At 71.2% G+C, this 26756-nt stretch carries 20 protein-coding genes; 17 read left to right on the top strand and 3 right to left on the bottom strand.

Annotation, left to right across the window (positions count from 1 at the left end; translation table 11 throughout):
- The first annotated feature begins 268 nt into the window (after window positions 1-268).
- The 12 genes from F4560_RS29305 to F4560_RS29250 all read left to right on the top strand — a co-directional run bounded on the left by F4560_RS29305 (window position 269) and on the right by F4560_RS29250 (window position 16462).
- Window positions 269-2977 (top strand): AfsR/SARP family transcriptional regulator, encoded by a 2709-nt coding sequence (locus F4560_RS29305; RefSeq protein WP_184925418.1) that lies wholly within the window; start codon window positions 269-271, stop codon window positions 2975-2977.
- Between the two features lie 96 nt (window positions 2978-3073).
- Window positions 3074-6040 carry an AfsR/SARP family transcriptional regulator gene (locus F4560_RS29300; RefSeq protein WP_184925415.1) on the top strand — a complete coding sequence of 989 codons (2967 nt, stop codon included), beginning with the start codon at window positions 3074-3076 and terminating at the stop codon, window positions 6038-6040.
- A gap of 44 nt (window positions 6041-6084) precedes the next feature.
- Window positions 6085-7947 carry a type VII secretion-associated protein gene (locus F4560_RS29295; protein ID WP_184925412.1) on the top strand — a complete coding sequence of 621 codons (1863 nt, stop codon included), beginning with the start codon at window positions 6085-6087 and terminating at the stop codon, window positions 7945-7947.
- Window positions 7948-7963: 16 nt separating this feature from the next.
- A complete protein-coding gene (locus F4560_RS29290; RefSeq protein WP_184925410.1) occupies window positions 7964-8386 on the top strand; it encodes a hypothetical protein in 423 nt (140 codons plus the stop codon).
- Between the two features lie 148 nt (window positions 8387-8534).
- The gene (locus F4560_RS29285) at window positions 8535-8846 is read left to right on the top strand and encodes a WXG100 family type VII secretion target (RefSeq protein WP_184925408.1); all 312 of its coding nucleotides are present in this window, start codon (window positions 8535-8537) and stop codon (window positions 8844-8846) included.
- 81 nt (window positions 8847-8927) lie between these two features.
- Window positions 8928-9209 (top strand): WXG100 family type VII secretion target, encoded by a 282-nt coding sequence (locus tag F4560_RS29280; RefSeq protein WP_184925405.1) that lies wholly within the window; start codon window positions 8928-8930, stop codon window positions 9207-9209.
- Window positions 9210-9483: 274 nt separating this feature from the next.
- Window positions 9484-9927 (top strand): 50S ribosomal protein L13, encoded by a 444-nt coding sequence (gene rplM / locus F4560_RS29275; protein ID WP_184925402.1) that lies wholly within the window; start codon window positions 9484-9486, stop codon window positions 9925-9927.
- Window positions 9924-10622 (top strand): 30S ribosomal protein S9, encoded by a 699-nt coding sequence (gene rpsI, locus F4560_RS29270; RefSeq protein WP_184925399.1) that lies wholly within the window; start codon window positions 9924-9926, stop codon window positions 10620-10622. The genes rplM and rpsI overlap by 4 nt, the downstream gene beginning before the upstream one ends.
- A 255-nt stretch (window positions 10623-10877) precedes the next feature.
- On the top strand, window positions 10878-12212 hold the full coding sequence (glmM, locus tag F4560_RS29265) for a phosphoglucosamine mutase (protein ID WP_184929465.1): 1335 nt from the start codon (window positions 10878-10880) through the stop codon (window positions 12210-12212).
- A gap of 584 nt (window positions 12213-12796) precedes the next feature.
- A complete protein-coding gene (locus F4560_RS29260) occupies window positions 12797-13090 on the top strand; it encodes a WXG100 family type VII secretion target (protein WP_077010071.1) in 294 nt (97 codons plus the stop codon).
- Between the two features lie 4 nt (window positions 13091-13094).
- Entirely contained in the window at window positions 13095-16034 is a 2940-nt protein-coding gene (locus F4560_RS29255; RefSeq protein ID WP_184929753.1) for a hypothetical protein, read from the top strand.
- Between the two features lie 2 nt (window positions 16035-16036).
- A complete protein-coding gene (locus F4560_RS29250; RefSeq protein ID WP_184925396.1) occupies window positions 16037-16462 on the top strand; it encodes a hypothetical protein in 426 nt (141 codons plus the stop codon).
- Between the two features lie 17 nt (window positions 16463-16479).
- On the opposite strand, the gene F4560_RS29245 is transcribed toward F4560_RS29250, so the two are convergent.
- Window positions 16480-17295: a dienelactone hydrolase family protein gene (locus tag F4560_RS29245; RefSeq protein WP_184925393.1), complete on the bottom strand. Its 816-nt coding sequence runs from the start codon at window positions 17293-17295 to the stop codon at window positions 16480-16482.
- 134 nt (window positions 17296-17429) lie between these two features.
- Between F4560_RS29245 and glmS the strand changes: the two genes are divergently transcribed.
- The 5 genes from glmS to tsaE all read left to right on the top strand — a co-directional run bounded on the left by glmS (window position 17430) and on the right by tsaE (window position 23655).
- On the top strand, window positions 17430-19292 hold the full coding sequence (glmS, locus tag F4560_RS29240) for a glutamine--fructose-6-phosphate transaminase (isomerizing) (RefSeq protein WP_184925390.1): 1863 nt from the start codon (window positions 17430-17432) through the stop codon (window positions 19290-19292).
- Between the two features lie 15 nt (window positions 19293-19307).
- Entirely contained in the window at window positions 19308-20702 is a 1395-nt protein-coding gene (locus F4560_RS29235) for an NAD(P)H-hydrate dehydratase (protein WP_184925387.1), read from the top strand.
- A 285-nt stretch (window positions 20703-20987) separates the two neighbouring features.
- Entirely contained in the window at window positions 20988-22100 is a 1113-nt protein-coding gene (gene alr / locus F4560_RS29230; RefSeq protein ID WP_184925383.1) for an alanine racemase, read from the top strand.
- On the top strand, window positions 22097-23200 hold the full coding sequence (locus tag F4560_RS29225) for an alpha/beta fold hydrolase (protein ID WP_184925379.1): 1104 nt from the start codon (window positions 22097-22099) through the stop codon (window positions 23198-23200). The genes alr and F4560_RS29225 overlap by 4 nt, the downstream gene beginning before the upstream one ends.
- On the top strand, window positions 23197-23655 hold the full coding sequence (gene tsaE / locus F4560_RS29220; RefSeq protein ID WP_312869548.1) for a tRNA (adenosine(37)-N6)-threonylcarbamoyltransferase complex ATPase subunit type 1 TsaE: 459 nt from the start codon (window positions 23197-23199) through the stop codon (window positions 23653-23655). The genes F4560_RS29225 and tsaE overlap by 4 nt, the downstream gene beginning before the upstream one ends.
- 522 nt (window positions 23656-24177) lie before the next feature.
- On the opposite strand, the gene F4560_RS29215 is transcribed toward tsaE, so the two are convergent.
- A complete protein-coding gene (locus tag F4560_RS29215; protein ID WP_184925372.1) occupies window positions 24178-25395 on the bottom strand; it encodes a carboxyl transferase domain-containing protein in 1218 nt (405 codons plus the stop codon).
- Window positions 25392-26717, bottom strand: a complete 1326-nt coding sequence (locus F4560_RS29210) for an acyl-CoA synthetase (RefSeq protein WP_184925369.1) — start codon at window positions 26715-26717, stop codon at window positions 25392-25394. The genes F4560_RS29215 and F4560_RS29210 overlap by 4 nt, the downstream gene beginning before the upstream one ends.
- Between the last annotated feature and the right edge of the window lie 39 nt (window positions 26718-26756).

Here is a 26756-nt window from a genome sequence, read left to right as displayed (position 1 = left end):
TCGGTCCCGTGGGGCCCTCGACGGAGAGGTGTCGAGGACCCCGCGGGACCGGCCGTCACCCCGGCGCGGGGTCGCCCCGGTGCGTCGCCCCCCGACGACCCACCGGCGGCCCGGGCCGGCATTCCCCCCTTGATCGGACTGCCGGTCCGGTGCACCCCGTTGGGGTGCCGGCGGTGAACGTGTCCACTGTGACCGGTGGCCCTCACAGTCCACTCACGCCGCGCTGTCACGATGCCGGTGTGCCGTGTCGGTGGGGTCGAGGTGGGTCGTGTCGGTCGAACTAGGTGTCCTCGGACCGCTGGAGGTGAAGGTCGACGGCCGGGTCGTGCCGATCCCGGCCGGACGCGCGCGCATCCTGCTGGCCGCGTTGTTGTTGCGCGCCAACCGGGTCGTCCCGGTCGACGTCCTGGTCGACTGGCTGTGGGACGGCACGCCGCCCGACCCGTCACGGGCCAAGGCGACGCTGCACATGGTCGTGCGGCGGTTGCGGCAGGCGCTGGGGTCGGTCCAGGTCGTGCGCACGGCCGCCGGTGGGTACGTCGCCGACGTGCCGCCGGGGAGCTTGGACCTGCACCGCTACCGGGAGTTGGTGGAGGCGCGCCGGTACGCCGAGGCGTTGGCGTTGTGGCGCGGTGAGCCGCTGTCGGACGTGCGGTCGGATTCGCTGCACCGCGACGAGGTCGCCCCGCTGCTGGAGGAACACCTCGCGGTGACCGAGAAGCGGGTCGAAGCCGACCTCGACGCCGGGCGGTCGCTCGACGTCGTGCCCGAGCTGCGGGTGCTCACCGCCCGGTACCCGTTGCACGAGCGGTTCTGGGGTCAGCTGGTGCGTGCGCTGCACGGCGCCGGTCAGCAGGCTGACGCGTTGGCGGCGTACGAGGCGGTGCGGGCGAGGCTGGCGGACGAGCTGGGGATCGACCCCGGTCGTGCGCTCCGGGAGCTGCACGCCGCGGTGCTGGCGGGCCGGGTGGCGCCGGAACGGTCGAGCGGCGTGGTGCCGCGCCAACTGCCGCCCGTGCCCGAGTTCGTCGGTCGCGCCGAGGTGGTGGCGGAGTTGACCGCCCTGCTGTCGGCGGACGGCGCCCGCGTGCCGCTCGCGTTGATCTCCGGGGCGCCGGGCATCGGCAAGACGGCGCTGGCGGTGCACGTCGCCCGCCTGCTGCTGGACGATTTCCCCGACGGGCAGCTCTTCGCGGACCTGCGCGGCTATTCGCCTTCGTCCGCGGTCACCGCCACGGTCGTGCTGCCGCGGTTCCTCCGGGCGTTGGGGATCGCCGCCGAGGACGTCCCGGGTGACCCGGAGGAGCAGGTGGCGCTGTACCGGTCGCTGCTCGGGGACCGGCGGGTGCTGGTGTTGCTGGACAACGTGCGCCAGGCGGACGACGTGCGGCTGCTGTTGCCGGGGCATCCCCGTTGCGCGGTCCTGGTGACGAGTCGGGAGGGTCTGCCGGGGCTGGTCGCCGGCGACGGCGCCCGGTCGTTCGTCATCGAGCCCCTGCGTCCGCACGAGTCGTTGGCGCTGTTGGGCGGGGTGCTGGGTGTCGAAGTGCTCGACGCGGCGCCCGAGGCGGCGGCGGACCTGGCCGAGACGTGCGCCCACTGGCCCCTCGCGTTGCGGATCGCGGGCGCGCACCTGGCCGGCCGGCCGGCCCTCGACCTCGCCCGCTACGTCGGTGAACTGCGGGGTGAGGACCGCCTGGACGCGCTGGCCATCGAGGGGGACGAACAACTCGCCATGCGTGCCGCGTTCGACTTGTCGTACGTGGGGCTGGCCGCGGACGCCCGTGCGGCTTTCCGGTTGCTCGGCATGGTGCCGGGTGACGACATCTCGACCGCGGCGGCTGCCGCGCTGCTCGGCTGCGACGTCGTCGGCGCGCGGCGGCTGCTCGGCACGTTGGTGCGGGCGAACCTGGTGCGGCAGCCGGCGGCGGGCCGTTTCACGTCGCACGACCTGCTGCGCGAGTACGCCGCGGCCAAGGCGCTCGCGGAGGACGACGAGGAGACGCGGCGCGCGGCGATGCGCCGCCTGTTGGACTTCTACATCGACACCTCGCTCAACGCGACCGCGTTGCTTCGCAGCCTTCGTCCCGACGTCAGCACCGGCACGTCGCGCGAGCGGGCGCTGGAGTTCGCCGATCGTCGGCAGGCGCTGGAGTGGTGTGAAGTCGAACAGGCGAACCTGGCCGCCGCGACGAGGTGCGCGGCGGAATCCGGTTTTGTCGAGTACGCGTGGCGACTCCCGGTGGCGCAATGGGCCTTTTTCGACCTCGCCAAGAGGTTCGCCGAATCCATTCCCGTGTTGGAGATCGCGATCGCGGCGGCGCACACGATCGACGACCCGACTGCGCGGTCGTTCACGGCGCACGCGTTGGCCGTGACCTACGGCGATGCCGAGCGGTACGACGACGCGATCCCCCTCTGCCACGAGGTCCTGGACATCCGCCGGGCGACCGGCGACAGGCGGGGCGAAGGGCTGGCGTTGAACGCGCTCGCCATCTGCCACCTCCGCCGGCAGGAGTCGGAGAAGGGGATCGGGCTGCTGGAGGAGTCGCGGCGCATCCTGGTCGAGGTCGGTGAACGGCTGGGGGAGGCCATCACGCTGAACACGCTGTCCGGCGCGTTGGCGGCCTGCGGGCGTGGCGACGAGGCGGTCGCGGTGAGCCTGGAGGCGCTGCGGTTGGTGGAAGGCACCGACGACCCGGTCGTCATGGGGCGTTTCCTGGACAACTACGGGAACGCGCTCGCCGCCGCCGGTCGGGTGGACGACGCGGTGCGGGCGTACCGCAGTGCCCAGGCGAAGGCCGTCGAGGCGCGCGATCACACCACCGAGGCTGCGGCGCTGGACAACCTGGCCCGGACGTTGGCGGCGATGGGTGACGTGGCGGGTGCGCGGGAGTGCCTGACGGAGGCGCTGGCGTTGTGGCCCGAGACGTCCGCGGCGGCCAACCGGATCCGTGTGCGGTTGAGGGGGTTGTAGTGCACCTGGGATCGCCTACCGCGACCCCTTGGGCACGGTTCCGCTGTACTCGCGCCACGGCCGAAAGTCGTAAAGTGGGATTGTCCAAGGAGGGGTATGGCGACTCGGTTCACGGCACCCGGGCTCGTCGCACCTCCGGCACAGCCGTCGCCCTCTTCCACCGCTGTCCCCGCGTCGACCGGGACGCGGTTCAACGTGCTCGGTCCGCTGGAGGTCTGGCACGACGGCGAGCGGTTGACGATTCCGGCGGGTCGGGCGCGGGTGTTGTTGGCGACGTTGTTGTTGCGCGCCAATCAGCCCGTTCCGGTCGGCACGTTGGTGGACCGGTTGTGGGAGGACGGCGCGCCGAACCCGGACCGGGCCAAGGCGACGTTGCAGATGGTGGTCCGGCGGCTGCGCCAGGCGTTGGGTGACGCGAACGTGGTCCGCACGGTGACGCACGGGTACGTCGCCGATGTCGATCCGGAGTCCTTCGACCTGCACCGCTTCCGCCGACTCGCGGCGAACGGCGAGTACGCCGAGGCGCTCGCGTTGTGGCGGGGCGAGCCGCTGTCGGACGTGCGGTCCGACGTCCTGCACACGGCGGAGGTCGAGCCGTTGCTGGAGGAGCGGCTGGTCGTCCTCGAACGCCGGATCGAGGTGGACCTCACGGCGGGCCGGTTCGGCGGGCTCGTTCCCCAACTGCGCTCGCTGACCAGGGCGTACCCGCTGCGCGAGCGGTTCTGGGGCCAGTTGGTGCTCGCCCTGCACGGCAGCGACCAGCAGGCCGAGGCGCTGGCCGCGTTCAGCGCGGTGCGCAAGCTCCTGGCGGAGGAGCTGGGCGTCGACCCGAGCGAGTACCTGCGCGCCGTGCACCGCACTGTGCTGGTCGGTGGCGCGGAGCCGACGCCAAGGCTCAAACCGTGGACCGCCCTGTGCCAACTGCCGCCGGACACGGCCGACTTCATCGGGCGCGACGACGTGTGCACGGAAGCGTCGGCGCTGCTCACCGCCAACCCGTCCCGGACGGCCGTGCCGGTGGTCGCGATCACCGGCGCGCCCGGCACCGGCAAGAGCACCCTGACGATCCGGATCGCGCACGAGTTGCGCGCGGACTTCCCGGACGGACAGCTGTTCGTCCGGTTGGACGGCGCCGGCGCCGCGCCACGCGACCCCGCGGAGGTGCTGGCCGAGCTGCTGACGGCGGTCGGCTTGAACCCCGCCGCGATGCCGGACCGGCTGGAGACCCGCGCCGCCGCGTTCCGGTCCCGCATCGCCGACCGCGCGGTGCTCCTCGTCCTGGACGACGCCGCGGGCTTCGACCAGGTGCGGCACCTCATGCCGGGCACCGCGAGCAGCGCCGTGCTGATCAGCAGCCGCCACCGGCTCGGCGGTCTGCCGGGCATCCGTCCCCTCCAGGTGCACCCGCTGGCGGCTGCCTCGGGCCTCGCCCTGCTGTCGCGGATGATCGGCGAACGCCGGACAGCGGCGGAGGCCCCGGCCGCGGCGGCGATCGTCGAGGCGTGCGGCGGCCTGCCGCTGGCCCTGCGGATCGTCGGCGCCAGGTTGGCCGCACGCCGGTCGTTGCCGCTGGCCAAGCTGGCCGACCGGCTCGCCGACGAACGCCGCAGGCTGGACGAGCTGGCGACGGGCGACCTGGAGGTCCGGGCCAGCCTGGAGCTGAGCTACGAGGCCCTGCCGCCGGACGCGGCGCTCGCGTTCCGCCGGCTCGGCCTGCTCGGCGCGACCGACGTGGCGTCCTGGGTGGTCAAGGCGCTCACCGGCCTGGACGACCAGGAACAGGCCGTGGAGCAGCTGGTCGAGGCCAACCTGTTGGAGGACGTGGGCTGTGACGCGACCGGCGAGCCGCGTTACCGGCTGCACGACATCCTGGCCGTCTACGCCGCCGAACTGGCCGGGGACGACGACGGCAGCACCGCGGCACTGCGCGACTACATCGACACCCTCACCACGCTCGTGGACGCCGCGTTGCACTGGGTGCCCTCCTCGGTCGACGAGCTGCCGCCGGATCCGATCGAGCCGTCCCGACTGCTCCCGGCTCCCGAGATCGCCCGCTTGACGGAGGCCGGGACGAGCTGGCTCGTGGCCGAGCAGACGCAGCTCGTCCACGCGGTGGAGATGGCCGCCCGGCGCGGTTGGGCCGGGCCGGTCGTCGCCCTGATCGAGCGGATGATGACCCACCTCGACGTCTACATCCCGTTCGACCGCGTGGTCGAGCTCTACCAGGTGGCCAGGGACACCGCGGACGTGGTCGGCGAGCGCAGGCTGTGGTGGCGCATGGAACTCTCCATCCAGTCGCAGCTGGCGAAGCGGGTGCTGGATGACTCGCTGGTGGAGAGCATCGCCAACTGCGCCGAGGGTTTCCGGGAGATCGGCGACCTGCCCGGTGAGGCCATCGCCCTCGCGACGGTGGTCCACTACGACTACCTGCACACCGGGAAAGCGGACGTCGACCTGGCCCGCCGTGCGGTTGACGTGGCCAGGCGCAGTGGTCTCAAGGAGATCTACTGCTCGGCCCTGCGCGAGCTGGCCTCGATGCTCGCCGCGTCCGGTCGCTATGCCGAATCGCTGCCCTGCTTCGAGGAGACCCTGGCCCTGACCCGGGAGTTCGGCGACCCGCTGCCCGAGGTCGGCGTGCTCTACCGGATCGCCAGGTACGCCTTGGACCACGATGACCTGGACCGCGCGCTCGAGGTGTCCGACCGCGCCCTCGAGTTGTTGAGCGGTTTCGAGGACATGAGGGCGGTGGCGTACATGTCGAGCCTGGCGGCCACGGTCAAGCTCGCGGTCGGCGCCGCCACCGAGGCGTTGCCCCTGGCCGAACGGGCCTACCGGGTGTTCGGCGAGATCGGCGAGGACATCGGCACGCCGGGCGCCGTCGCGGCGATCGCGGAGGCGCACCTCGCCCTGGGGCGGCCAGAGGAGGCGTTGCGCGTCCTGGAGCCCGCACTGGCGGAGTACCGGGACGTCGGGGCGGCGCAGTCGGTCGAGCGGATGGAGCAGGCCTTCGGACGCGCCACGGCGGCGATCGCACGACCAGCCGACCGATCACCCGGCCCGTGAGGTATGCATATGCGAGCCCGCCCCGGCCGACGAGGGGATGACGGATGAGCCTGCACGTGGCGGTGGACTTCGGCACGTCCAGCACTTGCGTCGCCATGTCCCCGCACGGCCGTGAACCGCAGGTCGTCGTGGTCGACGGCCAGCCGATCATGTCCTCGGCGGTGTTCGCCGCGGCGGACGGCACGCTGTTCGTCGGCCAGGAGGCGGAACGCCAGGCCGCCGTGGACCCGTCCCGCTACGAGCCGCACCCCAAACGCCGCATCGACGAGGGCGAGCTGCTGCTCGGCAGCAGTGTGCTGCCGGTGGTGGACGTCGTGCGGGCCGTGTTGACCAGAGCCGTCGACGAGGCGAGGCGCATCGCCGGCGGTGCGCGGGTCGACCTGCTGGTGCTCACCCACCCGGCCGACTGGGGCGCGATCCGCACCCGGGTCCTCCTGCAAGCCGCCCGTGGGCTCGGCCGGGAACTCCGGCTGGTGCCCGAACCGGTCGCCGCGGCCGTGTTCCACTCGGCGACCCACGCCATCCAGGACGGCGCGGCGCTGGCCGTGCTCGACCTGGGCGGCGGCACGGTCGACGCCAGCGTGGTCGCCCGCCAGGGCAGCACGTTCCGGGTGCTCGCCACCATGGGCGACCCCGGCTTCGGCGGCGCGGACGTCGACCAGGCGCTGCTGGAGCACGTCGGCTCGCTGGTCGCGCCGGGCGACCCGGACGCGTGGCAGCAGCTCGTGGAGGGTCGGGAGATGACCGACCGCCGCAAGCGCCGGGTGCTGCGCCAGGACGTGCGCGGAGCGAAGGAGACGCTGTCCCGGCACGCCTACACCGACGTGCCGATGCCGCCGCCGTTCGCAGACGCCCACGTCACCAGGACCGACCTCGAACGCCTGATCAGCGCGCCGCTCAACCGCGCCGCCGCGCTCGTCGTGACGGCCGTCCGCGACGCCGGGCTCGACCCGCGCGGGCTGGCCGGCGTGTTCCTGGTCGGTGGGTCGAGCCGCATCCCGCTGGTCGCCCGGCTGGTGCTGGACCAGTCCGGCGTGGTGCCGACGAGCATCGACCAACCGGAAACTGTGGTGGCCCGGGGCGCGCTGCGGGCGGTGAGCGTGGACCCGTTGCGCACCGGCGCGCTGCCGGCGGGCGGGGGTGACGTCACCCAGAAGATCACCGACGGCCAGACGACCCGGAAGATCACCCGGAAGATCATGTCGCCGTCACCGCCGTCCGGGTTCGCGCAGCCCTACTTCCCCCCGCAGCCCGCACGACCGCAGCCACCCAGACCGCAGGCCCCTGGACCGCAGGCCCCTGGACCGCAGTCCGCTCGACCGACGCCGCCGCGCAAGAGCCGGGTGCCGCTGATCGTGACGATCGTGGTCGCGGTGCTCGCGGTCGTCGGCGCCTCGGTGGCGTTCGCGCTCAGCAGGAGCGGCGCGGGAGCCGGTGGGCAGACCACCCCGTCGCCGACCACCACGACATCGGCCGACGGGAAGACCATCGCGCAATACGACTACAGCTTCGTCGCGCCGACGGGCTGGCAGCAGACCGGCGGTCAGGTCGAATCCCGCAAGGTGCTGCTCAAACCGGAATCCGCGGAATCGGAACTGGACGTCATCGCGGTCGAGGAGCGCAAGCTCACCTATGACGCCACACAGGACCGGGCGCGCGCCGAAACGGAGTTGCGCGACCAGTACGACCAGCGCGCCAACGTGTCCGGTTTCGACGCTTCCGCGAACTTCGCGGCCAAGGATGTCGTTTACTACCGGGAAGAGGCGGGTTCGGCCACCATCGACTGGTACGTGCTGTTCCAGGACGAGGTACAGGTCAGCGTCGGCTGCCAGTACCCGGCCGACGGGCGCGACCGGGTCCGCCCCGCGTGCGAGCAGGTCGTCCGCACGCTGACCGTGACCACCTGACCTTGTGGGGATTGTGATGACCGGCATCCCGGAGGCGTTCGCCCGGTTCCGCTCGGACCTCGACGCCGCGGTGACCAGAGGTCGGCGTGCGGCAGCCGCCGCCGGCGCGAAGAGCGCGGCCCAGCGCGAGCGGAACCGGGAGTTGGCCGAGCAGGCCAAGGCGCGGCAGGTCCAGCCGGACCGGCACGCGGCCACCTCCCCGGACGTGCAGCGCGTCGCCACCGGCTTCCGCAGGCACCAGGGGCTGCCGGTCGAGGAACTGCCGCCGGCCGCCGAACTGCTCGCGCCGGACAAATCGCAAGAGCAAACGGACGCGAATGCAAATTCGGCACCTGAACGGCCCGTGCTCGGTTCCCGCGCGGTTGCCGGCCCGAGCGGCCAACTGCCCCCGGAACGTGGCGATGACGAGGACTTTTCGCAAGCGCGAATCCTCTACTGACGGTGTCGCGTCACCCGTGCGTTTACAACCGCAACTACTTCCGAAGAAGTCGGGACAGCGTGGAACCAACCGTGGCAGGGTCTGCGTCGTAAGAGGCGTACGAACCAAGTAGGTACGCCTGATCTCACGACCCAGGGGGTTCAACCCAATGAGCGGTTACTCGGCCGGACATCCCGCACTCGTCGAAGGCGCCAAGGACATCGTCAGCACCAACGAGGCGGTCCAGGGCATTCTGTCGCAGCTCGGCAACACGATCGACGGCCTCATGCCCGCCTGGAAGGGTGGCGCTGCCCAGGCGTTCGCCAAGCTGATGGAGCGCTTCCACGCGGACGCCGACAAGCTCCAGAAGGCGCTGATGGACATCGCGGAGCAGATGGACCAGAGCGCGGCCACGTACATGGAGCAGGAACTCGAGCAGGAGTCGCAGATGTCCAACATCACCAACCGACTCGGCACCTGATCCGACGGAATTCACCGTCTGCCCTTCGCGGCAACCCTTTCTTTCGCTTTCCTTTTCTGACTTTACCTCCAAGGGGAGATCATGGACATCAGTGTCGACTTCAACCGGCTGAGCAGCGCTGCGGGCGACATCAGCGGCCACGCCAGCAAGGTCGACTCCGAGCTGGACAACCTCAAGACGCGCATCGGACAGGTCGTCGCAAACTGGGAAGGTTCCGCGTCGGGCACCTACCAGGACGCGCAGCGTCGTTGGGACGAGTCTGCCGCCGGCCTCCAGCAGGTGCTCGCCCAGATCGGCCTCGCGGTCGCCCAGGCGACCGAGGCGTACCAGGCCGCGGAGAAGAAGAACGAGGGTCGTTGGTGAACCAGGTCACCTCCGAGTGACCCTTCGCGGGCCCCGGGATCCTCGAGGATCCGGGGCCCGCGTCCGTATTACCGCCGGTTCAGGCCGGTGCGAGCCGGTTTCGGAGGGGCCGTTTTGACCCACGGTGACCTCAACCGGTATCTTCCTACGTTGTTGTGCGGTACTAGGTGCGCACTATGCGTGCCTCAGTGTTCTGGTCCTCTGCCCACCTGGGGTCTCTGGCCTGAGCAGCCGCCGCAATGACCCCAGACGCAAGTGACGACGAGGTAGACCCGTGCGCACGTACAGCCCGAAGCCCGGCGAGGTGACCCGAACCTGGCATGTGATCGACGCCCAGGACGTGGTGCTCGGTCGGCTCGCCACCCAGGCCGCGACGCTGCTGCGCGGCAAGCACAAGCCGACTTACGCACCACACGTTGATACCGGTGACTTCGTCATCGTCATCAACGCGGACAAGGTGGCGTTGACAGGCAAGAAGCGTGATCAGGAGTTCGTGTACCGGCACTCCGGTTTTCCGGGCGGCCTGAGCCAGCGCTCGTTCGGTGAGGTGCTCGACACCCGTGCCGACCGCCTGGTCGAGAAGGCCATCAAGGGCATGCTGCCCAAGAACCGCCTCGGCCGCGCTATCGGGGGCAAGCTCAAGGTCTACACGGGCCCGAACCACCCGCACGCTGCCCAGCAGCCGCAGCCGTTCGAGATCAAGAAGGTCGCCCAGTGACCGAGAAGCAGACCGAGGACAGCGACGTGACCACCCCTGAGGCCGAGCTCGACACCGTCGAGACCGACGTCGTCGAGACCGAAGCCGTCGAGGCGGAGGCCGCCCCCGAGGCTGAGGCCGTCGAGGCGGAGTCCACCGAGGTCGAAGCCCCTGAGGCGGAGGCCGCGGAGGCTGAGTCCACCGAGGCTGAGAGCGCGGAGGCCGAGAGCGCGGAGGCGCCCGAGGTCGAGGCGACCGAAGCCGTCGAGGCCGAGGCTGTCGAAGCCGAGCCCACGTCCGTCGTGCGGCACACGCTCAGCGCGGGTGCGCACCACCTCGCGCAGACGGTCGGTCGCCGCAAGCAGGCGATCGTCCGCGTGCGGCTCCTCCCCGGCAGCGGCAAGTTCACCCTGAACGGGAAGTCGATGGACGACTACTTCCCGAACAAGGTGCACCAGCAGCTCATCCGTGAGCCCCTGGTGACGACGGAGAAGCCGGAGACGTTCGACGTCATCGCGACCCTGCGTGGCGGCGGCACCACCGGCCAGGCCGGTGCGCTGCGCCTCGCGATCGCGCGTGCGCTGATCGCCGTCGACTCCGAGGACCGCCCGGTGCTGAAGAAGGCCGGCTTCCTCACCCGTGACCCCCGGGTCAAGGAGCGGAAGAAGTACGGTCTGAAGAAGGCCCGTAAGGCGCCTCAGTACAGCAAGCGCTGACCTTTCACCAGGTTCGGCGAGCACCATCCCTGCGGGAGCAGTCAGTTCTTTCCTCGAACTGCTGCTCCCGCAGTGCATTTCCGGTGCTGTTCTGCGATTGTCGTCACACGGCGGTCCGAACTGTCGGCACCACTGCCGCGGTCCGAACTGCCGGCTCCGCCACAGCGGTCCCGAACTGTCGGCCCCGCCACAGCAATTGAATTGTCAGCTCCGCTGACGTGCGTGCTTGGTTCATCCATGGAGGTCACGGCGATCATGGCTCGGCTGTTCGGCACTGACGGCGTACGCGGTCTCGCCAACGCGGACCTGACCCCCGAACTCGCGCTGTCCATCGCCGCCTCGGCGGCGCGCGTGCTGGCCGAGCACGACCGCTCGCACCGCCCGGTCGCGGTCGTCGGCCGCGATCCGCGGGCCAGCGGCGAGATGTTGGAGGCGGCTGTCGTGGCCGGCCTCACATCGGCCGGCGCGGACGTCCTGCGGGCGGGAGTCCTGCCCACCCCCGCGGTCGCCTACCTGGTGTCCGCGTTGGGCGCGGACGTCGGCGTGATGATTTCCGCCTCGCACAACCCCATGCCCGACAACGGCGTCAAGCTGTTCGCCGCGGGCGGGCACAAGCTGCCCGACGCGGTCGAGGACGAGATCGAGCAGAAGCTCGGCGACCGCGAGTTCCGCCCGACCGGCGCCGGCATCGGCCGCGTCCGCGACATCGAGGACGCCGAAGGCCAGTACGTGCAGCACCTGCTGAAGGTGACGCCGCACCGCCTGGAAGGCCTCAAAGTCGTGGTGGACTGCGCGAACGGCGCCGCGTCCGTGGCCGCGCCGGACGCCTACCGCCGCGCGGGCGCCGAAGTGGTCGAGATCCACACCGAGCCGGACGGCCTGAACATCAACGACGGCGTCGGCTCCAACCACGTGGCGAAGCTGTGCGCCGCCGTGGTCGAGCACGGCGCCGACCTGGGCATCGCGCACGACGGTGATGCGGACCGCTGCGTCGCGGTCGACGCGGACGGCAACGACCTCGACGGCGACCAGGTCATGGCCGTGCTGGCGCTCGGTATGAAGGAAAACGGCGAGCTGACCGACAACACCCTGGTCGCCACCGTGATGAGCAACCTCGGCCTGCACCTGGCGATGCGCGAGCACGGCATCACCCTCAAGACCACCGCCGTCGGCGACCGTTACGTGCTGGAGGAGCTGCGCGCGGGCGGGTACGCGCTGGGCGGCGAGCAGTCCGGCCACGTGATCCTCCCCGCCCACGCCACCACGGGTGACGGCCTGCTGACCGCGTTGCGCCTGATGGCGCGGATGGCGGAGACCGGCAAGCCGCTGGCCGAGCTGGCGGGCGTGATGCGCCGGCTGCCGCAGGTGCTGATCAACGTCGTCGTCGCGGACAAGGCGGCGGTGGCGACGGACAAGGCGGTCAACGAGGCGGTCGCCGCTGTGTCGGCCGAACTGGGTGACACCGGTCGCGTGCTGCTGCGCCCGTCCGGCACCGAGCAGCTGGTCCGGGTCATGGTCGAGGCCGCCACTCCTGAGCTGGCCGAATCCGCCGCCCAACGGCTGGCCGGTGTGGTTTCCTCGGTGCGCTGACCGTCGACGTCGGGGGGCGCGCTGATGCTGAGTGTCGGACCGTTCGAGCTGATCATCATCTTCTTCGGCCTCGTGGCCGCGGTGGTGGTGCTCGTCGTGGTGACGACGACGAGGAAGCGCAAACGGCAACAGGGTTACGCGCCCGGTCATCCCCAGCAGCACGGCTACCCTCCGCCCGGCTACGGCCCACCTCCTGGCCAACCCGGTTACGGCCCACCCCAGGGCTATGGCCCACCGCCTGGTCACGGCCCACCCCAGGGCTACGGCCCACCCTCTGGTCACGGCCCACCCCCGACCCACGGCCGGCCTGGCTCTGGTCAGCCAGGTCCCGGCGGGCCAGGACCTGGGCAGTCGCCGCAGGGGCCCTATCCGCCCGGTCCGCCCGCCGGCGGGCCGCCGCCACCGCAAGGCTGAGAAAGATCGCAGAGGTGGATCGACCTGGTGCCGGACGGGGTGGGATTCGCGTTTGCCAGAGCAACCGCAATTCCCGTTCCCGGTCTGCGGACCGGCTTGAGCCGGCACCCTGTTCGCGGAACCGGAGCAGGTCTTCCGGCGTCTGATCCGGGGAAACGGGGAGGCATTCGATGGCGGGCTTCGGTGTTGGGCCGGGCGAACTCCAGAACGCTGCCAAGCAGTACGAGGACCACAGCGCGGACATCATCCAGCTGAAGAACTCGGTGACGCCGGCAGTGGGCGCGGGCCAGGTCGGCCGGAAGTTCCAGGGCACCGAGACGAAGTACAAGGTCTACTTCGACCGCCTCCAGGCGAGCATGGAGACGTTCGGTCGAGAGGCCAGTAACGTCGCGCTGCGCCTGAAGGACGTGGCGAAGACGTACGAGAGCAACGAAGCCGCCACCAGCGACCAGTTCAAGGGGTGACCGGGTGGCCGACCAGAACGAGATCAAGCAGCTCCTCGACGACCCCAACGTCACGCCGGAGACCAAGCAGCAGCTGGTCCGCGCGTTGGCGGGCGCCGGTGGCAGCGAAGAGGACGTCCGGCGCTACGCCGAGGCCAACGACGTCGACGTGCCGAACGACCCCGGTTTCTGGCAGCACACGGGCGGTGTGCTGCTCGCACCGGTGACCGGGGGCGCGAGCGTCGCCTACAACGTCGGCCAGGAAATGCAGCACGGCGACTGGACCGTGGAGGGTGGCGACGCGGACAAGCTCATCGCCGAGGCCAAGGAAGAGCGCGAGCTCGGCAGCACGCAGAAGGTGCTCAACGAGACCGGCGACTTCGGCAACTCCAACGAGCTGATCGACGCGGGCGCACCCGGGCTGCGGTTCTTCGAGAAGTTCATCCCGATCTACCAGGAGGCGGCGCCGCTCGCCGGTCACAACGGCCAGGCCCCCGACCTCCAGGGTCACATCTACAAGAACTACGACGAAGTCCGCGACATCGACTTCGGCAAGTTCCGCGAAGACGCCGAGAAGATCAACAAGGCGGCCGCGGACCTGGACAACCACCAGAACGGCCTGGGCACCGCGTGGAACGGGCTCGCGGCCTGGGAGGGCGAGGCCGCGAACGCCGCGAACGGCTACAACGGCAAGTTCCTCAACACCGCCGGCACCTTCATCCAGGACACGAAGAACGCGCCGGGCACCATCGTGACCGGCGTGACCACGATCCAGCAGCAGGTCAAGGAATTCGCGCAGCACATCCACGACATGTACGCCGAGCAGTGCGGCGGCCTTTCCGTGGACGAGGCGAAGAAGCAGATCCGAATGGCTCGCGGTGACATCAGCGAGAGCGACTTCAGCCTCGGTGACTGGTTCTCGGGAATTCCGGACATGCTCATCGGCGGCGCGATCGGCATCGTGCTCGGCGGTCCGGTCGGCGGCATCATCGGCAACTTCATGGGGTGGGCGGACCACGCCAAGGAGGTCCGGCAGCGCCTGATGGACGAGGCCAAGCAGAAGCTGCGCGGCCTGTGCCAGGAGTTCGACGGCAAGAAGCAGGCGTTCGACGGCTACTGCCAGACCGTGCAGATGGGCGTCCAGACCGCCTACGACACGATGTTCGGCCAGCTGGAAGGTCAGATCAAGGACCAGCCGTTCGGCCAGGTCGGCGACCCGCCCGCGTTCGGCGAGGACGGCGGCGATCGGGAGAAGGTCGAGCAGCCCGGCGGAACCCCGGGCGGAACGCCGGGCGGCACACCGGGTGGGGGTACGCCAGGCGGCGGCACGCCCGGTGGTGGCACGCCGGGCGGTGGCATGCCGGAGATGCCGAAGCCGGAGAACCCGCTGGACAAGGACGGCGACGGCAAGCCCGACGTGCCGGGTGACACTGACGGCGATGGCAAGCCGGACGACCTGGACGGCGACGGCAAGCCCGACATGGAGCCCGGCGGCAAGCCCGACGGCGTCAAGGGCGAGGAAGCGCCGGAGACCGTCACCATCAAGAGCGGTGACAACGAGATCCAGGTCACCGAGCCGGACGCGAACGGCCACGTCAAGATCACCGTCGACACGCCGCAGAGCCCGCCGAAGACCTACGACGTCGACTTCAGCAACAACCCGGACGCCGCGAAGGCCCTGATGGGTCAGAACGGCGGGGCGGCGCTGGCCGGTGCGCTGGCGGGCGCGACTGCCTCCACACCGGGCGCCACGCCCAGCACGCCCGGCACGCCGATGGGGGGCGGGGTCGGCGGCAGTGGCGCCGGTGACGGTGCGATCCCGATCGAGGCCGGTGCGGACGGCAAGGCGTTGATCGAGCTGGACGGCCTCTCGTTGACCGCCGAGGTCGACCCGCTGACCGGTGAGATCAACCTCACTGTGGACGACGGCAAGGGCGAACCGCAGGAGTACGGCGTCGAATTCGGCGAGGACAACGCGGACAGGGGCGTGGCAGGCATTCCGGGCATGGACGCCGCCGCACCACTGCCCGCGATGGGTGAACCGTCGTTGGGCGCCATGCCCGCGGAGGCCGGCGCGGCTCCTGGCTTCAGCGCCATGCCCGCCGACGGGCCGATGCCGAGCTTCACCGACCCGGTGACGACGATGCCCGCCGAGGCCGGCGCGGCTCCCGGCTTCAGCGCGATGCCCGCGGACGGCGGCGGTGCTCCTGGCTTCACCGCGCCCGCTGGTGGCGGCGCCCCTGGTATCGGTGTTCCCGGTGGCGGCGGTGCTCCCGGTTTCAGCGCGATGCCCGCTGAGGGCGGTGGGGGGCCTGGCTTCGGTGCTCCCGCTGGTGGCGGCGCTCCCGGTGTCGGTGTCCCCGCTGGCGGCGGTGCCCCTGGTTTCAGCGCGATGCCCGCCGAAGCCGGCGCGGCTTCCGGCTTCCGGACGATGCCGGCCCCCGACTCCGGTTTCGCGCCCGGCTTCACCGAACCCGCGTCAGCGTCGTCCTTCCAGGACTTCGCACCCCGGTCCGACGCCGCGTTCTCCCAACCGCCGCCCATGAACACCGAAGGCACCACCTCCACCTCGGGCGCCTCGATGCTCGGCGGACCGAGCGGCTTCGACAGCGCCGATTCCATGCTCGGCGGCTCACCAAGCGGTGCGGAGAGCCCGTGGAGCAGCCCGTCCGCCAACGCGGCGGACCACGGCCTCGCCGACACGAACGCCTCCCAAGCGGCCCAGCCCGGGTCGGCCACCCTCCCGTCCATGCAGGAGGGCACCAGCGCCGGCCAGCCCGGCGGTGGCATGGCAGGCGGCATGGCCGGAGGCATGATGGGTGCCCCGCCGGCCGGTGGCGGCCAGCAGGGCGGCGGCGACAGCGAGCGCAGCCCGAGCCAGTGGCGCACCACCGGGTCGCTGTTCGACGATGACCTGAGCCTGAGCCGCGTCCAAGGCGTGCTCGGTGAAGAGGGAGGCCGCTAGCCGTGGGTGTCATCGTGGTGGACCCGAAGGTGCAGCAGGCGTTCGCGGAGCAGACCGAGCGGTTCCGGCGGGCCAACGCCGAGGTCACCGGCGCCCTGCAGGAGAACCAGTCCCGCCTGGCCGCCGAGGCGAAGGAACGCGACGAGCGACTGGCGGCCGAACGCACCAAGCTCCAGGAGAAGGCGCAGCAGCTCGCCACCGCCGGCACTCAGCCCGCGCGCAAACCGCAGTGGGAACGCGGACCGCAGCCCTCAGGGGAGCTGGCGTTGGGTCCGGAGGACGACGAGCCGGAAACCGCCGCCATTCCGGCCGCGTCGCCGCCCCCTCCGCCCATGCCCCCACCCCCGCCGCCACCGGTCGCCCAACGTCGTCGGCACTCGTCGGTCGATGACGACGACGACCTCAGCGGCCAGAGCTGGCTGACCTGACGCGTCAGCGGCGGACGTCAGCGGTGGACGAGCGCGCCGCGCTGGTAGGTCAGCGCGGCGCCCTTCACGTCACCGTCCAGCAGCACGTCCCACTGCTTCTCGCCCTTGAGGATCCGCAGCAGGAACGCCGTCATCAGCGCCCGCGCGAGCTTCTGCGTCGCCCGCTCGCCCTTGCCGTCGAGCAGCAGTTCGCTCCAGTGCCGCCCCTCGGCGAACCCCAGGTGGCTGGTCTTCGGCAACGACCGCAGCTGCACCGGCCCCTGCCACGCCTGCGCGATCGCCTCCGCGTGCCCGACGGGCGGCGCGATGCGGTCCTCACCGCCGGCCAGGTGCAACCCCGGCGCCGCCACCCGCCTCGCCGCGTCCAACGCGGACGGCCGGGTCTCGGATGCGGCGAACGTCACGACGGCCCGGACCCGCGGGTCGTCGGCCGCGGCCAGCACGGCCGCGCCTCCACCCATCGAGTGACCGGCCACCGCCAGCCGTGACGCGTCGACGCTGATCGCGCCGTCACCCAGCCGCACGCCGGTGCAGATGTCGAGCGTGGTCCGCAGGTTCCCGGCCAACAGCCGGGACGACATCAACGGCCCCCGCTGGGTCCCCGGCGCCGCCGCCACGAAACCCCACGACGCCAGGTGCCGCAGCAGCGCCCGATACCGGTCGACCGGCTGCAACCAGCCGTGCCCGAAGGCCACCGCGGGCAGTCCCAGCCCGACCGCGGGCGTGTAGATCAGGCCCGGAAGTCCCACCAACGCCAGGTCGCCGCGCAGCACGGGGTGTTCGCCCGGCCTGCTGAGCTGGTCGAGCACCTGCTTCGCCGAGTAGCCGCTCACCACGCGAACGGTAGTCGATCGTGCCCGGGCCGCGCACGCACCGATTGGTCTACACCAATAGTGTCCGCTACCAGGGCAAACGTCCTGAAGTGGCCCTTTAGGGTGACGGCCCTGGTCTAGTTACTCTGTGCGGCGTGTGCGGAATCGTGGGATATGTGGGCCACCGGTCGGCGCTCGACGTCGTGCTCGACGGGCTGCGCAGGCTGGAGTACCGGGGCTACGACTCGGCGGGCGTCGCCGTGCTCGACGGCACGGGCGGCTTGGCCGTCGAACGCAAGGCAGGTCGGCTGACGAACCTGGAGGCACGCCTGGACGAGGTCGGCCGCGAGGGCTTCGCGGGCACCGCCGGCATGGGCCACACCCGTTGGGCCACCCACGGCGCGCCGATCGACCGGAACTCGCACCCGCACCGTGACGTCACCGGGCGCGTCGCCGTCGTCCACAACGGCATCATCGAGAACTTCGCCACCCTCCGCGCCGAGCTGGAAGCCGCCGGCGTCGAGATGACCAGCGACACCGACACCGAGACCACCGCGCACCTCATCGCCCGCGCGTACGACGAGGGCGACACCAAGGGCGACCTGACGGCGAGCGTCCGGCTGGTGGTCCGTCGCCTCGAAGGCGCGTTCACGCTGGTCGTGACGCACGCCGAACACCCGGACCTGGTCGTCGCCGCCCGTCGGTCGTCCCCGCTCGTCGTGGGCGTCGGCGTGGGCGAGACGTTCGTCGCGAGCGACGTGTCCGCGTTCATCGAGCACACCCGCGAGGCCGTCGAGCTGGGCCAGGACCAGGTCGTGGTGATCGACCGCGACGGCTACACCGTGACCGACTTCGACGGCGAGGCGGCGGAAGCCAAGCCGTTCACGGTCAACTGGGACCTGTCGGCCGCCGAGAAGGGCGGCCACGAGTACTTCATGCTCAAGGAGATCGAGGAGCAGCCGGAGGCGCTGGCCAACACGCTGCGCGGCCACTTCCGCGAGGGTCGGATCGTGCTGGACGAGCAGCGCCTGTCCGACCAGGACCTGCGGGACGTGGACAAGGTCTTCGTCGTCGCCTGCGGCTCGGCGTACCACTCCGGCCTGGTCGCCAAGTACGCGATCGAGCACTGGACGCGGCTGCCCGTCGAGGTCGAGCTGGCCAGCGAGTTCCGCTACCGCGACCCGGTGCTGGACCGCGACACGCTGGTGGTCGCCGTGTCGCAGTCGGGTGAGACGGCCGACACGCTGGAGGCCGTCCGGCACGCCCGCGCGCAGAAGGCCCGCGTGCTGGCGGTGTGCAACACGAACGGCGCGCAGATCCCGCGCGAGTCCGACGCCGTGCTCTACACGCACGCCGGGCCGGAGATCGGTGTCGCGTCGACCAAGGCGTTCCTCGCCCAGATCGCGGCGAACTACCTGGTCGGCCTGGCGCTGGCGCAGGCGCGCGGCACGAAGTACCCGGACGAGGTGGCGCAGGAGTTCCACCAGCTGGAGGCCATGCCGGACGCCGTGCAGAAGGTGCTGGGCAAGATCGACCAGGTCCGCGCGCTGGGGCGTGAGCTGGCCGACTCGAAGGCCGTGCTGTTCCTGGGCCGCCACGTCGGCTACCCGGTGGCGCTCGAAGGCGCGTTGAAGCTGAAGGAACTCGCCTACATGCACGCCGAGGGCTTCGCGGCGGGCGAGTTGAAGCACGGTCCGATCGCGTTGATCGAAGAGGGCCTGCCGGTGGTCGTGATCATGCCGTCGCCGAAGGGGCGGGCGGTGCTGCACTCGAAGCTGGTGTCGAACATCTCCGAGATCCAGGCGCGCGGCGCGCGCACGATCGTGATCGCCGAAGAGGGTGACGAGACGGTTCGCCCGTTCGCGGATCACCTGATCGAGATCCCGGCGGTGCCGACGCTGCTCCAGCCGTTGATCTCGACCGTGCCGTTGCAGGTGTTGGCCGCGGAGATCGCGCGCAGCCGCGGCTACGACGTGGACAAGCCCCGCAACCTCGCGAAGTCCGTCACGGTCGAGTAGGGCAGGCTTGGCCCCATGCGGGGTCTGTGGACTACGGCACGGGTCAGGGCGGCGGAGGAACGCGTCATGGCGGTGGTGCCGCCGGGCGCGCTGATGCGTCGGGCGGCGTTCGGCGTGGCGGTCGTGGCGTCGGAGCTGCTCGCGGGCAAGCGGCGGGTCGGTCTGCTAGTCGGCGCGGGCAACAACGGCGGTGACGCGTTGTGGGCCGGCTACTACCTCCGCAAACGGGGTGTTGCGGTGTCGGCCGTCCTGCTGACACCTGATCGTGTGCACGCGGAGGGTCTGGCCGCGTTCCGTCGTGTCGGCGGTCGGGTGGTCGATCGAGTGGCGGACGTCGACCTGGTGATCGACGGCATCGTGGGCTTGTCCGCACGGGGTCCGCTCCGGCCGGACGCCGCCGAACACGTCGCGCACCTCGACGCGCCGGTGCTCGCCGTCGACCTGCCCAGCGGGATCGACCCGGACACGGGTGCGGTCTCCGGGCCGGCCGTTCGCGCGCACACCACCGTGACGTTCGGCTGCCTGAAGCCCGTGCACGCGTTGGCGGACTGCGGTGACGTGCGGCTGGTGGACATCGGGCTGGACGGCGAGTTGGGCGGGCCTGACCTGGTCGAACTGGACATCGCCGACATCGGTGTGGCGTGGCCGGTGCCGGGGCCGGAGGACGACAAGTACACGCAGGGCGTCACGGGTGTCGCCGCCGGTTCGGCGACCTACCCGGGCGCGGCCGTGCTGGCGACCGGTGCGGCGCTGCTGGGGACGTCCGGGATGGTCCGGTACGCCGGTGCGGCGGCCGAGGGTGTGCGGGCGCGGTGGCCGGAGGCGATCTGCACCGGGTCGATCACGGACGCCGGCCGCGTTCAGGCGTGGGTGGTCGGCCCCGGCTTGGGCACCGGGTTGGGCGCGGAGGCCGTTCTCCGGACCGTCCTGGAGGCCGGTGTGCCGGTGTGCGCCGACGCCGACGCGATCACCATGCTCGCCAACAACCCGGACCTGTGGGACGCCCGTGACCCCGACACCCCGCTCGTGCTGACGCCGCACGACCGCGAGTTCGAACGCCTGGCCGGCCCCGTGGGCGCCGACCGCGTCGCCGCGGCGCGAAAGGCCGCCGAACGCTTCAACGCCGTCGTGCTCCTGAAAGGCCACGCCACGATCGTCGCCGGCCCGGACGGCCGCGTCCTGGTCAACCGCACCCGCACGTCCTGGGCCGCGACGGCAGGCTCCGGCGACGTCCTCTCCGGCCTCCTGGGCTCCCTCCTGGCAGCCCGCCTCGACCCAGTCCTAGCCGCCGGCTGCGCCGCCAAAATCCACGTCCTGGCCGCCGACCTGGCCGCCGACGGCGCCCCCATCCCCGCCACCGCCCTCCTCCAGTCCATCCCCGACGCCATCCGCGCCGTCCGCCCCCTCTAACCCCGCGTGAGTCCTACCTTCAGAACGCGCGAGTCGTACCTTCAGAACGCGTGAGTCGTACCTTCAGGACCACCGTGTCCTACGTTCAGGACCCCCGAGTTCAACGCTCAGAACAAACGATCTTGTTCTGAGCGTTGAACTCGGGGTACGCGAACGTAGGACTCACGGGTCCTGAACGTAGGACTCACGAGGGCTGGGGGTTCGACACGCGGGGCCTGAGCGTTCGACTCGCGGGTTTGGGCACTGAACCCGCCGGTAGGTGGTTGTGTCACCATGAGCGGTGTTATGGCTGCTCCTCGCGCTGAGGTCGTGATCGACCTCGACAACCTCCGGCACAACGTGGCCTATCTCGACGGCCTCGCCAAGGACGCCGACACGATGGCCGTGGTCAAGGCCGACGGGTACGGCCATGGCGCCGTGGAGGTGGCGAGAGCGGCCGTCGAGGCCGGCGCGACCTGGCTCGGTTCTTGCTCGCTCGCCGAAGCCCTCACGCTGCGGGCAGCCGGGTTCACGGTGCCGATCCTGGCCTGGCTGGACCCGCCCGGGACGGACTACACCCCCGGCGTCGAGCAGGACGTTGACCTCGCCGCGTCCTCGATCACGCAGCTGAAGGACATCACCGCGGCGGCCGGGAAAGCGGGCAAGACCGCGCGCGTCCACCTCAAGATCGACACGGGCCTGTCCCGCAACGGCTGCCCGGCCGCCGACTGGCCCGCGCTGGTCGACCTGGCCGCCAAGACCGCCAACATCGAAGTTCACTCGATCTGGTCACATCTGGCCGTCGCCGACGAGGTCGGCCACCCCGCCACCGACGCCCAGGCCGAACGCTTCGACGACGCCTACCGCGAAGCCCTCGCCGCCGGCCTCGACCCACGCCGGCACCTCGCCAACTCCGCCGCCGTCATCACCCGCCCGGACCTCCACCTGGACCTCGTCCGCCCCGGCATCGCGATCTACGGCCTCAACCCGGTCCCCGTCCCGGCCGACCTCCGCCCCGTCATGACGTTCCGCTCCACAGTCGCCCTCGCCAAGCGCATTCCGGCCGGCGAATCCGTGTCCTACGGTCTGAGCTGGACCGCCAAGAGCGACACGAACCTGGCCCTGGTGCCCGTCGGTTACGCCGACGGCGTGCCGCGCAGCCTCTCGAACCGGATGCACGTGTGGCTCGCCCACAAGCGCCGCCCGGTCGTCGGCCGCGTCTGCATGGACCAGATCGTGGTCGACTGCGGCGACGACGCGGTGGCCGAGGGGGACGAGGTCGTGCTGTTCGGATCGGGTGACGAGGGCGAACCGACGGCCCGCGAGTGGGCCGACACCACCGGCACCATCGACTACGAGATCGTCACCGGCATGTACCGGCCCAGGGTGGCCAGGACGTACAGCGGGACGCGCCGGTGAACACGGTGTGGAAGGCCGTCGGCTGGGTCGGCGGCATCCTCGGCGCCGCCGCGACGGGTGTCGCGGTCGGTGTCGCGGCGAACCACAAGAAGGTCGAGCACGACCGCCGCGCCGACGACCCGCTCGCCGACGAACCCCTGGGCCGCCTCACGCCCAGCCGGGAGTCGACCGTCGCGGCGGACGACGGCGTCCCGCTGTCGGTCGAGGAAGTCGACCCCCAGGACGGCGGAAAACCCGACGTCACGGTCGTCCTCGTGCACGGTTTCGCCCTCGACCGCCGCTGCTGGCACTTCCAGCGACGCGACCTCGCCACCCTCACCGAGCCGCGCGTCCGCCAGCTGATCTACGACCAGCGCAGCCACGGCCGTTCCGGTCGGTCCACCGCCGAGGGCAGCACGATCGACCAGTGCGCCAAAGACCTGGACGCGGTGATCCGCTCGATGGCGCCCGAAGGCCCGTTGGTGCTGGTCGGCCACTCCATGGGCGGTATGACGATCATGGCGTTGGCCGAGGAGCGGCCGGACCTGTTCGCCGAACGGGTGCGCGGCGTGGCGCTCTTCGGCACGGCGGCGGGCGCGGTCGGCGGCGTGGGTCTGCCGAAGTCCGTGCTGTCCCGCTACAACCCGGTGACGCTCGGCGTCAGCAGGATCGCGGGCCTGCAACCGGACCTCGTCGAGTGGGTCCGCCGGCGGTCGACCACGCTCACGTGGAGCGGTATCCGGGCGTTGGCGTTCGGCACCGGCAAGATCAGCCCGTCGCTGGTGAACCTGATGGAACAGATGATCAACGGCGCCACGGTGCAGGTGCTCACCGAGTTCCTGGAAACCCTCGGGACGCACAACCGGTACAAGGCGTTGGCCGGTCTGCGGCACTGCGAGGTGTTGGTGATGAGCGGTGACGCGGACAAGCTGACGCCGTTCTCGCACGCCGAGCGGATGGCCGAGGAGATGCCGCACGGCGAACTGGTCCGCGTGTCCGGGGCGGGCCACATGCTCATGTTGGAACAACCCGACCTGGTCACCGGGCACCTGGTCGGTCTGCTTCGGCGCAGTGCCGCCGAGCAGTCGGAAAGCGGGCGACGGTGGTGGCGACGAGCGTGAGCGTGACGCTCCCCGAGGTGCGGGACACCGAGGAGTTCGGGCGCAAGCTGGGCGGACTGGTGCGGGGTGGTGATCTGGTGCTGTTGTCCGGGCCGTTGGGCGCGGGCAAGACGGCGCTCGTGCGCGGGCTGGCGGACGGTCTGGGCGTGACGGGTCGGGTCAGCTCGCCGACGTTCGTGATCGCACGCGTGCACGAGCCGGCGCCGGATGGTCGCGGTGTGCCGTTGGTGCACGTGGACGCTTATCGGCTCGGCGGGCATCTGGACGAACTGGACGACTTGGACCTGGACACGGACCTGGTCGACGCGGTGGTGGCGGTGGAGTGGGGTGAGGGCGCGGCCGAGCGGCTGTCCGAGGACCACCTGTTGATCAGGCTGGAACGGCGGGACGACGACGTGCGGATCGCCCACCTGCATCCGCACGGCGCTTGGACCGACCGCGAGCTTCCGGTCTGATCCGGGCCGCCGGCCTGACCTGAATTACCGGCCCGGCGACCTTCGGTCACGACGTTTCGGCCCAGGACTGCCTCGGCCACGACGGCCTTCGGACTCGACGGTCCCGGCCACGACGGCCTTCAGGCAGGTGGTCTTGGCGGCGAGGGCTTCAGCCTGAACGGGCTTCAGCCAGAACGGCTTGCGGGCTACGCAGGCGTCCCCGCCAGGGGACCCCTGTCTTTATCTTGCCGGCGGGTACCGACAGGAACCGTGCACCCGACGCCCGCCTGTGGATAACTCCACGCGGTGAGGGGAACGGTGCTCGGCCACCGGACCCACCGGACCCGCCGGCCCCCACCGGTCCCACCGACCGCACCAGGCTGACCGGCCGAGATCACGCACGCTCCGCAGGCGTCCCCGCCAAGGGGACCCCTGCTTTGATCTTACCGGCGGGGACCGACGGTCGGCGGTGGTCGCGGCTGGCCTGTGGATAACTGCGACGGACCACGGTGAGACTGTGGATAACTGGCCGTAGCCTGTGGACTACTGGTGATCCGGGATCCCGCGCACCACGCCCAGCTCGACCAAGTCCTGGGGCCTCAACCGTAGGTCGTCGGCGAGCTGCCGCACATCGTCCCGCTTGAGGATCGCCGCCGCCAACTCCGGCGCGATCACCGAGAAGTAGGCGTTCGGCGTGATCCACGTGTGCTCCGGCGACGACAACGCCAACGCCCCACCGGACCCACCCTCCCCGATCACCAGCGTGGTGATCGGCACGCGCGCCTCGGCAACGGTGGCGAACAGTTCCGCGATGGCCGCGCCCACCCCCGCCCGTTCCGCCGCCGCGTCGTTCGCCGCGCCGGGCGTGTCCACCAACGTCAACACCGGCAGCGCGAACCGCTCGGCCAGCCGGATCAGCCGTGACGCCGTGCGGAACCCGGCGGGGGTGGTGGCAGTGCCGGTCTGCGCGGCGAAAGCGATGGCACGCTCACCCCGTCGCCCGAAGCCGCACAGCATCCCTGGGTCCACCCCGCCCGCGCGGTCACCGCTGATCGGCACGCGGAAGTCGAAGTAGTCGTCCAGGTAAGCCGCCGCACGTGGACGTTCCGGAGCGCGCGCTCCAGACACCGCGCTCCACCCGTTCGTGGGCAGCGAGTGAGCACCGAGAGCGCGCGGCACCTCCGCCGGCACCGCGTCACCACGGGTCAGCACGTCGAGGATCCGTGACACGATCGGGTCGACTTCGTCCCGCGCCACAACCATGTCGACCGTCCCGGCCGCGAACTGGCCTTCGGCCGTATAAGCACAATCGTCGTCGGGCCGAACCCTGCTGCCCGCGAACCCCACCTGCGCCCCGGACACCGCGATCACCACGTCCGCGCCGGCACCCAGCGACGCCCACACCCCGCCGGTAGTCGGGTCGCACAGCACCGACACGTGCGGCAGCCCGGCCTCCCGGTGCGCCGCGCACAACCGCGTCACCCGCTGGAGCTGCCGCAACGACAGCATCCCCTCCTGCATGCGACTGCCACCGGTCGCGATCATCGACACCACCGGCAGGTGCGTGGCCCGCGCCTCGGTGAACGCCTGCTCGATCAGCGCTCCGGTCGCCGTGCCCACCGAACCGCCGAGGAACCGGAAGTCGAACTTGATCACCACGGCGTGCCGGTGCCGCCGCCACGAGACCGATTCGGCGCCACCGGACCGTTCCCGAGCCCGCGCGAGCTGCTCCTCGTAACCCGGCCAGCCCAAGGGGTTCACCGGAGTTCCCGCTTCAGCACCTTGCCCATGTCGTTGCGCGGCAACGCTTCCAGGTACCGCACCACTCTCGGACGTTTGTGCGGTGACAGCAGCCGGGCCACGTGATCGCTCAACACCTCCGGCGCCGGCGCCTCGCCCCGCGCGACGACCCAAGCCACCACGCGTTCGCCCAAGTCCTCGTCCGGCTCGCCGGTCACCGCCACCTCGACCACCGACGGGTGCTCCAGCAGGGCGTTCTCGATCTCGCCCGCGCCGATCTTGTAACCGCCGCTCTTGATCAGGTCCGTGGCCCGCCGGCCGACGATCCGCAGGTACCCGTCCGGCTCGACCACGGCCAGGTCACCGGTGCGGAACCAGCCGTCGTGGAACGCGCCCCCGGTCGCGTCCGGCCGGTTCAGGTACTCCAGGAACAGGTTCGGCCCGCGCACCTCGATCTCGCCCGGCTCCTCGCCGACGACCCGCACCTCCACGCCGTCCAGCGGCAGCCCGACCGTGCCCGGCCGCCGGTCGCCGTCCGCGCGGACGCTCGTGTTCATCAACGTCTCGGTCATCCCGTACCGCTCGACCACGCGCTGGCCGGTCAGCTGCTCGATGCGCTCGTGCACGGACGCGGGCAGCGCGGCCGAACCGGACACCAGCAGCCTCGCCTTGCCGAACGCGGCGGCGTGCTCGGGCTCGGCCGCGATCCGGTGGTACATCGTGGGAACGCCGAACATCATCGTGCCGCCCGAGGCCAACGCCTGCGCCGCCTTCGCCACGCTGAACGACCCCAGGTGGTGCACGGTCCCGCCGCGCCGCAGCGGGCCGAGCACCCCGATCCCCAGACCGTGCACGTGGAACAGCGGCAGGCCGTGCACCACGACGTCGTCCTCGGTCCACTCCCAGGCCCGCGCCAACGCGTCGAGGTTCGTCGCGAGCGCGCGCCTCGGCAGCACCACGCCCTTGGGCGGCCCGGTCGTGCCGCTGGTGTAGACGATCAGCGCGGGCGCCTCACCGTCCGGCTCGGGCAGGTCGACCGGCTCACCGTGCGGCAACTCGTCGTCGACGACCAGGTCAGGGGTGCTGTCGGCGAGGATGTGGGCGAGTTCCTTCTCGCCGATCTTCGGGTTGAGCGGCACGACCGGCACGCCCGCCAGCAACGCGCCGACGATCACCAGGCACGTCTCGGGCGTGGACCGCGCCCACACCGCGACCCGACGCTTGCCCACCAGCCCGTAGGCGACGCGGCGGGCTTCGACGGCCAACTGCTCGTACGTCAGTTCCCGGTCGGGGAACCTCAGGGCGATCTTCGATGACGGCGTGGCCAGCGCGGGCAGCAGCATCCCCTTACTGTTCCATGGCCGCTGCTCCGCAGGCCGTAC

Origin of the sequence: Saccharothrix ecbatanensis (assembly GCF_014205015.1) — a bacterium.
GTDB classification, from domain to species: Bacteria; Actinomycetota; Actinomycetes; order Mycobacteriales; family Pseudonocardiaceae; genus Actinosynnema; species Actinosynnema ecbatanense.
Note: the sequence above shows the minus strand (reverse complement) of the source record. Positions and strands in the feature narration are given on the sequence as shown.

Bases quoted from the DNA above. Each gene is read 5' to 3' on its own strand.
- F4560_RS29290 (WP_184925410.1), top strand. From the start codon at position 7,964: ATGACCGGCATCCCGGAGGCGTTCGCCCGGTTCCGCTCGGACCTCGAC.
- F4560_RS29295 (WP_184925412.1), top strand. From the start codon at position 6,085: ATGAGCCTGCACGTGGCGGTGGACTTCGGCACGTCCAGCACTTGCGTC.
- alr (WP_184925383.1), top strand. From the start codon at position 20,988: ATGGCTGCTCCTCGCGCTGAGGTCGTGATCGACCTCGACAACCTCCGG.
- F4560_RS29210 (WP_184925369.1), bottom strand. From the start codon at position 26,717: ATGCTGCTGCCCGCGCTGGCCACGCCGTCATCGAAGATCGCCCTGAGG.
- F4560_RS29260 (WP_077010071.1), top strand. From the start codon at position 12,797: ATGGCGGGCTTCGGTGTTGGGCCGGGCGAACTCCAGAACGCTGCCAAG.
- F4560_RS29280 (WP_184925405.1), top strand. From the start codon at position 8,928: ATGGACATCAGTGTCGACTTCAACCGGCTGAGCAGCGCTGCGGGCGAC.
- F4560_RS29285 (WP_184925408.1), top strand. From the start codon at position 8,535: ATGAGCGGTTACTCGGCCGGACATCCCGCACTCGTCGAAGGCGCCAAG.
- F4560_RS29300 (WP_184925415.1), top strand. From the start codon at position 3,074: ATGGCGACTCGGTTCACGGCACCCGGGCTCGTCGCACCTCCGGCACAG.
- F4560_RS29235 (WP_184925387.1), top strand. From the start codon at position 19,308: ATGCGGGGTCTGTGGACTACGGCACGGGTCAGGGCGGCGGAGGAACGC.
- glmM (WP_184929465.1), top strand. From the start codon at position 10,878: ATGGCTCGGCTGTTCGGCACTGACGGCGTACGCGGTCTCGCCAACGCG.